Here is a 9,090-nt window from a genome sequence, read left to right on the forward strand (position 1 = left end):
TCGCCGCCGGGGCCGCCACAGGGGCCGCCACAGGGGTCGCCGTCCTGCCCGCCCTGTGCCGCCCGGCGCCCGGGCTCCGTATCGGCTTCGACCCGGCCGTCCTGGCCCCCGCCCTCGACGCCGGGGTCGGCCCCGACGTCCTGCTGGAGATCTCCGGACCGGCCGAACCGGTCCTGGTGCGCTCCGCCGACCAGGGAAGTTTCACCACTCTGGTGATGCCGGTCGCCCTGGAGGAGGCGCGATGAACCCCGACAACCCCGTCGTCCAGCTGTGCGCGCAGGGCATGAGCGCCGAGGCCGAAGGGCGGGGCGCCGACGCGCGCGCCCTGTTCCTGCGCGCCTGGGAGGCCGCGACCGACGACTACGAGGCCTGCGTCGCCGCCCACTATCTGGCCCGGCACCAGCCCACCCCCGAGGAGACCCTCCGCTGGAACCGGAAGTGCCTGGCCCGCGCCGACCGGGTCGGTGACGAGCGCGTACGCGGCTTCTATCCGTCCCTGCACGGCTCCATCGGGCGCGCCCTGCTCGATCTCGGGGACGTGACCGAGGCCCGTACGCACTTCGAGGCGGCGGCCGGGCGGCTGGCCGACCTGCCACCCGGCCCGTACGCGGACTGGCTGCGGCTCTGCGTCGCCCGGGGCCTGCGGGCCACCGTCCCCCAGGCCGAGAATCCTGTACGTGATCTGCTCACCCGCCTCTGCGAGCGCGCCGATCTCGACGCGCTCGCCCTTCTCCTGCCCGCCGCGATGGGCGGCCTCGGCACGGCGGAGGACGAGGAGCGCCTGACCACCGTCCTGCGCATGCTGCACGCCGAGCGCCGCCTCCCGGCGCCCGAGCAGGCGGCTCTGAGCGAGCTGATCACCCTGCGCTCCCCGAGTTGCGAAGCGTCGGCGCATGGGGTTGGTTCGAAGTAGTCGAGGGTCCCCTTTGGGGGTGAACGACGTGCTGTTCACCGATCGGGTCGATGCGGGACAGCGCCTCGCCGAAGCGCTGCGGCACCTGCGGGAGGCGAACCCCGTCGTGCTCGGGCTGCCCCGGGGCGGCGTCCCGGTGGCCTTCCAGGTGGCGCGGGCGCTCGGGGCGCCGCTGGATGTGATCGTGGTGCGCAAGCTGGGGGTGCCGTACCACCGGGAGCTGGGGTTCGGCGCCATCGGCGAGGGCGGAGTACGGGTCATCAGCGACGACATCGTGCGGCGCGGCCATGTCTCACGGCAGGACGTCGAGACGGTCGAGCACGCCGAAGAGGCCGAACTCGCCCGGCAGGCACGGCGGTTCCGCGCCGACCGGCCGCGGGTGTCCATCGAGGGCCGGACCGTGATCGTGGTGGACGACGGGATCGCCACCGGCTCCACGGCGGCCGCCGCCTGCGAGGTCGTACGGGCCCAGGGCGCGGCCCGGGTGGTGCTGGCCGTGCCGGTCGCGCCGCCGGACGCGGTCGCGTGGCTGCGGACCGAGGCGGACGAGGTGGTGGCGCTGTCGACGCCGCGCGCGTTCTCCGCGGTGGGCGAGTGGTACCGGGACTTCTCGCAGACCCCCGACGAGGAGGTCGTGGCGCTGCTCGCGCAGGCCACGACGCCGTCGCCCGACCCCGCCAAGAGCGAGGAGGTCGACATCGAGGCGGGCGGGGTCCGGCTGGCCGGTGAGCTCGCCCTGCCGGACGGGGCGGCGGCGGTCGTGGTGTTCGCCCACGGCTCCGGCAGCAGCCGCTTCAGCCCCCGCAACCGGGCGGTCGCGACCGACCTGAACCGGGCGGGCCTCGGCACCCTGCTCTTCGACCTGCTCACGGAGTCCGAGGCCGGCGACCGCGCGAACGTCTTCGACATCGAGATCCTCGCCCGTCGGCTGGAGGGCGCCACGGTGTGGCTGCGCGGGCGCGAGCCCGTCCCGATCGGCTACTTCGGCGCGTCCACCGGGGCCGCCGCCGCCCTGTGGGCGGCCTCGACCGCCGGCACGGAGGTCGGCGCCGTCGTCTCCCGCGGCGGCCGCCCCGACCTGGCGGGCGCCCGGCTCCCGGGCGTACGGGCCCCGACGCTGCTGATCGTGGGCGGCAACGACACGACGGTCATCGACCTCAACCGCCAGGCCCAGGCGGCCCTGCGCTGCGAGAACCGCCTGGAGATCGTCCCCGGCGCCACGCACCTCTTCGAGGAACCGGGCGCGCTGGACGAGGTCTCCGCACTGGCCCGGGACTGGTTCACCCTTCACCTGACTCCACAGGAGCCGTGACCCGACCGGGTCGGCGCCGGAGCCGTACCGAGGCGGCACCGAGCCCGGTGCCGGGCCCGTGCCGAAGCGGCACCGAGCCCGCCGCCGCACCGGCGCCCGCGCCGGCACCGAACCAGCGCCCGCCTCAGCCCGCAGCCAGCACCGCACCGGCGCCCGCGCCGGCACCGAACCAGCGCCCGCCTCAGCCCGCAGCCAGCACCGCACCCGAGCCGCATGCCGCACCGGAACCCCGTCAGCACCACGCCCGAGCCGCGTGCCTCACCGGAACCCCGCCGGCACCGAACCAGCGCCCGCCCCAGCCCGCAGCCAGCACCGCACCCGAGCCGCGTCAGCGTCGGGCCGGCACCGCGGCAAGGCCACATCGGCGCGCCGAGCCGGTACGAGCCCGCGCCGCGTCGGCACCCCGTCAGTCCGGCAGTGGCAGACCCGTGTAGTTCTCGGCCAGTTCGGCCGCCGCGTGCGGTGAGGTCGCGATGCGTTCCAGCTGGGACAGCTGGAGTCTGGTCGCGAACGCCGACTGGCCCGGTTCGGTGTGCAGCAGCGCCGTCATGGAGTACGAGAAGTGCACGGCCTGCCACACCCGGCGCAGGCAGGTGTCCGAGTACGCGTCGAGCAGCTCGGCCGAGCCGGTCTCCCGCCACCGGATGAGGGCCCGCGCCAGCACGGCCACGTCGGCGGCGGCCAGGTTGAGGCCCTTCGCGCCGGTCGGCGGGACGATGTGGGCCGCGTCGCCCGCGAGGAAGAGCCTGCCGTGCCGCATGGGTTCGGTGACGTGACTGCGCATCGGCAGCACGGCCTTCGCCGTGACCGGCCCGCGCTCCGGCCGCCTGCCGAGGCGGACGTCCAGCTCGTCCCAGATCCGCTCGTCGGGCCAGTCCGCGGGGTCGGTGCCGTTCGGGACCTGGAGGTAGAGCCGGCTCACGGACGGCGAGCGCATGCTGGCGAGCGCGAAGCCGCGCTCGGAGTGGGCGTAGATCAACTCGTCGTGGACGGGCGGCGCTTCGGCGAGGATGCCGAGCCAGGAGTACGGGTACGTCCGCTCGTACGTCGTCCGCGCCCCCTCGGGCACGGCGCCGCGGGCGATGCCGTGGAAGCCGTCGCAACCGACGACGTACTCACAGGTCAGCGTCTGCTCCCGGCCTTCGTGCCGGTAGCGGACGACGGCCCCGTCCACGTCGAGGCCCGTCGCTTCGGCCTCGAAGAGGAGCGGGCCGCCGTCGGCCAGCTGGAGGGCGATCAGATCCTTGACGACCTCCGTCTGCGCGTACACCATCACGCCCCGCCCTCCGGTGAGGGAGGGGAAGTCCACCCGGTGCGCGCGCCCGCCGAAGCGCAGCTCGATGCCGTGGTGCGGGATGCCGTCGCGGTCCATCCGCGCCCCGGCCCCGGCGGCGCGCAGGGCGTCGACGGTGGCCTGTTCGAGGATTCCGGCGCGCTGGCGCTGTTCGACGTACCCACGGTCGCGGCGCTCCATGACCACACTGTCGATCCCCGCGTTGTGCAGCAGCCGGGCCAGCAGGAGTCCGGCCGGCCCGGCGCCGATGATGCCGACGGTGGTGTGCATCAGCTGGAGGCCGTCACCTCTCCAGGACCAGGGCGAGTCCCTGCCCCACCCCGATGCACAGGGCGGCCAGCCCGGTGCCGGAGCCCGCGGCGGCGAGCTGGTGGGCGACGGCTCCGGTGATCCGGGCGCCGGACGCGCCGAGGGGGTGGCCGATGGCGATGGCGCCGCCGCGCGGGTTGACGACGGCCGGGTCCAGGCCGGGCCACTGGCTCAGACAGGCCAGCGCCTGGGCGGCGAAGGCCTCGTTCAGCTCGACGGTGTGCAGGTCGCCCAGTTCACGTCCCGCCTTCTTCAGGGCCCGGCGGACGGCCTCGACCGGTCCCGCGGCGAAGTACTGCGGCTCGATTCCGGTGACGGCGGAGGCGCCGATGCGGGCGAGCGGCTCACGGCCGGTGGCCCGCAGGCCGTCCTCGTCCACCAGCAGCAGCGCGGCGGCGCCGTCGTTGAGCGGGGACGAGTTGCCCGCGGTGACGGTGCCGTTCTCCCGGAACACCGGCTTCAGCTTGGCCAGCGCCTCCGGCGATGTCGAGTCGCGGATGCATTCGTCCCGGGCGAACTCGACGCCGTCGACCGGGACGACCTCGCCGTCGTACAGGCCCTCCGCCCACGCCCGCGCGGCCTTGCGGTGGCTGGCGAGCGCGAAGGCGTCCTGGGCCTCGCGGTCGATGCCGTACCGCTCGGCGACGAGCTCCGCGCCCTCGCCGAGCGAGACGGTCCACTCCTTCGGCATCCGGGGATTGACCATCCGCCAGCCGAGCGTGGTCGAGTACATCTGCTGGTTCCCGGCGGGGAAGCCCCGCTCGGGCTTCTGCAGCACCCAGGGCGCACGGCTCATCGACTCGACGCCGCCCGCCACCGCGATCGACGCGTCGCCGACCGCGATCGCGCGGGCCGCCTGGATGACGGCCTCCATCCCGGAGCCGCAGAGCCGGTTGACGGTGCTGCCGGGGACCGTGACCGGCAGCCCGGCGAGCAGCACGGCCATCCGCGCGACGTCGCGGTTGTCCTCACCGGCGGCGTTGGTGTCGCCGAAGACGACGTCGTCGATCCGGGCCGGGTCGAGGTCGGGCGTACGGGCGACGAGGTCGCGCAGGACCCCTGCCGCGAGGTCGTCGGGGCGTACACCGGCCAGGGCGCCCCCGTACTTGCCGATGGGCGTACGGACGGCGTCCACGACGTACACATCGCGCAGCCGGTCGGTCATATCAGCTCAGCTCCCGCTCGTTCGCCAGGTGAACTAGAGTTCATGTGTGACTCGCCCCGAGTGTGCGTTCACCCGTCACCCATGTCAACGCACTGGAGGGCCCGTGGCACCCCCCGCCGAGGCCGTGGGCCCGCTGATGCGCGGCATCGCCGTCCTGCGCGAGATCACCGACGCGGGCGGGCGCACGACCCTCGGCGAACTCGCCCGTACGACCGGACTGGCCCGCTCCACCGTCGACCGCGTCGCCGCGACCCTCGCGCGCATGGGGTACGTACGCCTCGACGGCCACGAGGCCCACCTCGCGCCCCGGCTCATGGAGCTCGGCAACGCCTATCTCGCCGCCGTCCATCTGCCCGGCCCGCTCGGACCGCTCGCCGAACGGCTCGCCGAGGAGCTCGACGAGTCGGTGTCGCTGGCCGTCCCCGACCGCGACGGCATCCGCTTCATCCACCAGTCCACGCGGCGCCGCGCCATGTCGCTGACCTTCCGCATCGGCGATCTGCTGCCCGCCGAACGCACCGCGCCCGGACCGCTGTTCGCCGCGTCCTGGCCCGGTCCCCTCGGTGACGGGTTCGCGCGGCGGGCGGCCAGGGCCGCCGAGGACGGCTGGGCGCTGGACGACCAGCTGCTCGAACCCGGCCTGGTCGCCCTCGCCATGCCCGTACGCGCCCCGGGCGGCGAGGTGGCCTGCGCGGTGAGCGTCGTCAGCCACACCAGCCGGCACAGCGCGGACTCGCTGCGCCGGGCGGCCCTGCCCCGGCTGCGCCACGCGGTGGCCGCGATGGAGGCTGCGCTGCGGCGGACCCCGCCGACCGCCGCGCCCCCCACCGGCCCACTGGCCGACTGGACCGGCGCCTCCAAGCAGGAGCTCGGCGCGGGGTTCGTGGAGTCCCTGGCCCGTGGGCTGACGGTCGTCACGGCCTTCGGCGAGGGCCGGGCCGAGCTCTCCCTCTCCGCGATCGCCGAGGCCACCGGGCTCGCCCGCGCCACCGCGCGGCGCGCCCTGATCACCCTGGAGCACCTGGGATACGTGACCGCCCGGGAGCGTACGTTCCGGCTCACCCCGCGCGTGCTCGCCCTCGGCTACCCGCCGCTCTCCCGGATCACGCTGCCCGCCATCGCCGTACCGCACATGGCGGAGCTGGTCCGGCGTGTGCACGACTCCGCGTCGCTGGCCGTCCTCGACGGGGACGACATCCGCTACACGGCGCGCGTCGCCACCGAACGCATCATGAGCGTCAACATCACCATCGGCACCCGCTTCCCCGCCTACGCGGCCTCGATGGGCCGGGTCCTGCTCGCGGACCTGCCGCCCGCCGACCGCGCCGAGCGCCTCGTCCGCAGCCGGCCACGGCCCCTGACGCCCCGTACGGTCACCGATCCCGCCCGCCTCGCCGCGCTCATCGACCGGGTCGGCGAGGAGCGGTACGCCCTGGTCGACGAGGAGCTGGAGGAGGGCCTGCGCTCGCTGGCCGTGCCCGTACGGGACGGGACGGGACGCGCGGTCGCCGCCCTCAACGTGGCCATGCACAGCAGCCGCCGGACCACCGAGGAGTGCCTGGCGGACGTCCTGCCGCAGCTGCGCGCCACCGCCGACCGGATCGGGACCGACCTGCGCGTCGCGGGCCGGTTCGCCCGCGTCGCCACGGTCTGACTCGGGGTCAGCCGGTCCGTCAGCCGGCCCGTCAGCCGGTCCAGAAGCCCCACCAGCGCGTCAGCACCAGCATCCCGATGATCCCCGTCCATGCCACCGGCGGCAGCCAGCCGAACTCCCGCAGCGCGCCCCGCAGACCCGCCGGGGCCGGGACGACGCGGTGCAGCACGTTGTGCCGGGTGACGTAACAGAACAGGACGATCGTGGCGACCCACGCCAGCGAGCACCACAGGCACAGCGCGTGGATGCGGTACAGCGACTGGTACTGGAGCCACGTGCAGAAGCCGACCCCGAAGAGCGTGCCCGCGTGCAGGCCGAGCCAGAACCAGCGCCGGTGGCGGGCACCCGCCAGCAGCCCGGCGCCGACGCAGATCACGACGGCGTACGTGACGAGGCCGAGCAGGGGGTTGGGGAAACCGAAGGCGGCGGCCTGCTCGCTCTTCATGATGTTCCCGCAGGACACGACCGGGTTGAGGCTGCAGCCCGGGGTGAAACCGGGGTCTTCGAGCAGCTTGAACTTGTCGAGGGTGATGACCCATGACGCGAGCAGCCCGGCCGCGCCGGTGACGATCAGCAGCCAGGCGAAGCCACGGGTCGCGCCGATCGCATCTGACGGCGTGTCGCCCGACACGCCGTCAGATGTGGCGGCGGGGCGGGGCACCCGGGTACCCCTGTACGCGCCCTGGTACGTGTCCGGCCGGGCCTGGGTGTCCATGGGATGAGCCCTCCCTGAAAGATCGTTTCCTCGACCCGCCGCTCACCTGGGCGGATGCGCACACGCAGTAGTAATGACCTCGCCCAGCGCGACACGGGGCGTTTGCCCTATTAACGTCACGGATGTTCATCACCCATGCATCAAGGAGCTCGACCATGCAGTTGACGCTTCATCACGCGACGGCCGTCGCCGTCTTCACCACCGGCATAACACTCTCGCTCGCCGGGACCACCGAGGAGGCCGCGGAATCCTCGGCCACCTACCCGGCGAGCGCGTAGTCCGGCCCCCTGATCGGTCCGGCGAGCGGGCGACAGCCCCTCGCCGGACCTTTCGCATGCGTACGTATGTACCTATGAGCCGCGCAGCGAGCGCACCGGCAGCAGGCAGTGCGCGGCCGTGGACAGCATCGCCTCGTCGCCCACGAAATCCCGCAGCCGCTCCTCGCTGACGGGCTGTCCGGGAATCGCCTCGGGCCAGGCCCGGGTGGCGAAGATGAAGTAGACGTGACCCCGCTCGCGCACGGCGGCCAGCCACTCCGGCGGGGCCGAGCACTGGGCGGTGAGGTGAGGCATCGTCAGGACGGCCTGACCGGCCTCGACGAGGAGCGTCACGGGCAGATGGGCGGCCTGCGCCTCATCCACGTACTCGCCGCCGAGCGGCATGCGCGCCTCTTCGAGCAGCTGCCGGGCCGCGGCCTCCACGCCCGAGGGGCCGCCGTCGCCGTCGCCGAGGGAGTAGGCCAGCAGGAAGGGCATGTCGTGCTCGTCGTCGGGATGTTCGCCGCTCCACGCGATGACGACGAGGGTGCCCAACTGGGCTGGGCGGAAGGCGCGTACAGCGCCGGAGGTTGAGGTCACCGTCGGACCTTAGCGACTTACCGGGATCCTCCGGGCGCCCGGATCACCTGCGCGGGGGAGCCGTTCCGCCGATTACTCCGAAGGAGTCGTGCTCGCTCGCGCGTGCGGAGCACGTCCCGTGACGGCAACGGCATCAGAAAGGGAAACGGACCGGTCCCGAGGAACCCCAATTCCACGGGACCGGTCCGGAGGTGCGATCTGCTTGCCGCCCTCAGTGCGGGACGGGAAGACCACCGATGAGCGCTTCCGGCTTGCCGTCCTTGGCCTGGTTCACCTTCTTGGTCGTCTCGCCGACCTTGTTGAGGAGCGATCCCTTCTCCTCCGTGTTCAGCGTCTGGTTCGCGACGGGCTCCGCCGCAGCCACCGTCTGGGTCGCGACGGCTTCCACTCCACCGTTGAGGCTGCTCGGCATCTCGGCGGCGAAAGCCGGGGCGGCGGCACCCGCGGCCACCAGGGAACCGGCAATGACCGCGGCAACCTTCATGGGCTTCATCAGTGAATCTCTCCTTCGGCGCCGCGTGTCGCGCGCGCAAGTTTCGTACAGTTCAGGCATATTGCGGATGCTTGGATGCGTGTATGCCTGTCGTGCTGCTACATCTTCTGTAACGATTCCGCTGCGCGTCAGAAACTCCGAACCCCGGGAATTCTTGTATCCCCACCCGAATGAAGCGACCGGCCGGATTCTCGTATCAGATGCGTATACGGATACGGCCGCGGGTGCGTGAAACGGATACGGATACGGGTACGCATACGCGTCGTGCCGGCCCCGGACATCGGGGCGAGGCGCAGGACATCGGCAGCGGCAGGCCGTTGTCGCCGATGGCGTAGGCGCTGTCGCCGGCGGCGTAGACGTTCGGGTGCGAGACCGACC

General features: G+C 73.3%; 10 protein-coding genes and 1 pseudogene. 5 read left to right on the forward strand and 6 right to left on the reverse strand.

Annotation, left to right across the window (positions count from 1 at the left end):
• From ABT342_RS23370 to ABT342_RS23380, 3 genes and pseudogenes are all read left to right on the forward strand, one after another.
• Positions 1-245, forward strand: a pseudogene (locus tag ABT342_RS23370) (MerR family transcriptional regulator); the annotation flags it as partial.
• Positions 242-913: a hypothetical protein gene (locus ABT342_RS23375; RefSeq protein WP_351577074.1), complete on the forward strand. Its 672-nt coding sequence runs from the start codon at positions 242-244 to the stop codon at positions 911-913. The pseudogene ABT342_RS23370 and the gene ABT342_RS23375, both read left to right, overlap by 4 nt.
• Positions 914-941: 28 nt before the next feature.
• Positions 942-2,225 carry a phosphoribosyltransferase family protein gene (locus ABT342_RS23380; protein ID WP_351577103.1) on the forward strand — a complete coding sequence of 428 codons (1,284 nt, stop codon included), beginning with the start codon at positions 942-944 and terminating at the stop codon, positions 2,223-2,225.
• Positions 2,226-2,631: 406 nt separating this feature from the next.
• Here the strand turns inward: ABT342_RS23380 and ABT342_RS23385 are convergent, their stop codons facing one another.
• Together ABT342_RS23385 and ABT342_RS23390 are read right to left on the reverse strand one after the other, a co-directional pair.
• Positions 2,632-3,789: a 4-hydroxybenzoate 3-monooxygenase gene (locus ABT342_RS23385; protein ID WP_351577077.1), complete on the reverse strand. Its 1,158-nt coding sequence runs from the start codon at positions 3,787-3,789 to the stop codon at positions 2,632-2,634.
• A 13-nt stretch (positions 3,790-3,802) separates the two neighbouring features.
• Complete coding sequence (locus ABT342_RS23390) at positions 3,803-4,993, reverse strand: thiolase family protein (RefSeq protein WP_351577080.1); 1,191 nt, start codon at positions 4,991-4,993, stop codon at positions 3,803-3,805.
• A 136-nt stretch (positions 4,994-5,129) separates the two neighbouring features.
• Here ABT342_RS23390 and ABT342_RS23395 point away from each other — a divergent pair, with 136 nt between their 5' ends.
• The gene (locus ABT342_RS23395) at positions 5,130-6,647 is read left to right on the forward strand and encodes an IclR family transcriptional regulator domain-containing protein (protein WP_351577106.1); all 1,518 of its coding nucleotides are present in this window, start codon (positions 5,130-5,132) and stop codon (positions 6,645-6,647) included.
• Positions 6,648-6,678: 31 nt separating this feature from the next.
• On the opposite strand, the gene ABT342_RS23400 is transcribed toward ABT342_RS23395, so the two are convergent.
• Complete coding sequence (locus tag ABT342_RS23400) at positions 6,679-7,362, reverse strand: vitamin K epoxide reductase family protein (protein ID WP_351577083.1); 684 nt, start codon at positions 7,360-7,362, stop codon at positions 6,679-6,681.
• Between the two features lie 155 nt (positions 7,363-7,517).
• Between ABT342_RS23400 and ABT342_RS23405 the strand changes: the two genes are divergently transcribed.
• The gene (locus tag ABT342_RS23405; RefSeq protein WP_351577085.1) at positions 7,518-7,640 is read left to right on the forward strand and encodes a hypothetical protein; all 123 of its coding nucleotides are present in this window, start codon (positions 7,518-7,520) and stop codon (positions 7,638-7,640) included.
• A gap of 72 nt (positions 7,641-7,712) precedes the next feature.
• On the opposite strand, the gene ABT342_RS23410 is transcribed toward ABT342_RS23405, so the two are convergent.
• The 3 genes from ABT342_RS23410 to ABT342_RS23420 all read right to left on the reverse strand — a co-directional run.
• Positions 7,713-8,219: a DUF5949 family protein gene (locus ABT342_RS23410; protein ID WP_351577087.1), complete on the reverse strand. Its 507-nt coding sequence runs from the start codon at positions 8,217-8,219 to the stop codon at positions 7,713-7,715.
• 211 nt (positions 8,220-8,430) lie between these two features.
• Positions 8,431-8,712, reverse strand: coding sequence for a hypothetical protein (locus tag ABT342_RS23415; RefSeq protein WP_351577090.1), 282 nt, complete (start codon positions 8,710-8,712; stop codon positions 8,431-8,433).
• A 196-nt stretch (positions 8,713-8,908) separates the two neighbouring features.
• On the reverse strand, positions 8,909-9,090 hold a 182-nt coding region (locus ABT342_RS23420; RefSeq protein WP_351577109.1), incomplete at its 5' end, for a hypothetical protein.

The organism is Streptomyces sp. NPDC000410 (genome assembly GCF_040300305.1).
Classification (GTDB): domain Bacteria; phylum Actinomycetota; class Actinomycetes; order Streptomycetales; family Streptomycetaceae; genus Streptomyces.

Excerpts from the sequence above, each read along its gene's own strand:
- ABT342_RS23375 (WP_351577074.1), top strand. The coding sequence starts at position 242 with ATGAACCCCGACAACCCCGTCGTCCAGCTGTGCGCGCAGGGCATGAGC.
- ABT342_RS23385 (WP_351577077.1), bottom strand. The coding sequence starts at position 3,789 with ATGCACACCACCGTCGGCATCATCGGCGCCGGGCCGGCCGGACTCCTG.
- ABT342_RS23390 (WP_351577080.1), bottom strand. The coding sequence starts at position 4,993 with ATGACCGACCGGCTGCGCGATGTGTACGTCGTGGACGCCGTCCGTACG.
- ABT342_RS23395 (WP_351577106.1), top strand. The coding sequence starts at position 5,130 with ATGCGCGGCATCGCCGTCCTGCGCGAGATCACCGACGCGGGCGGGCGC.
- ABT342_RS23400 (WP_351577083.1), bottom strand. The coding sequence starts at position 7,362 with ATGGACACCCAGGCCCGGCCGGACACGTACCAGGGCGCGTACAGGGGT.
- ABT342_RS23405 (WP_351577085.1), top strand. The coding sequence starts at position 7,518 with ATGCAGTTGACGCTTCATCACGCGACGGCCGTCGCCGTCTTCACCACC.
- ABT342_RS23415 (WP_351577090.1), bottom strand. The coding sequence starts at position 8,712 with ATGAAGCCCATGAAGGTTGCCGCGGTCATTGCCGGTTCCCTGGTGGCC.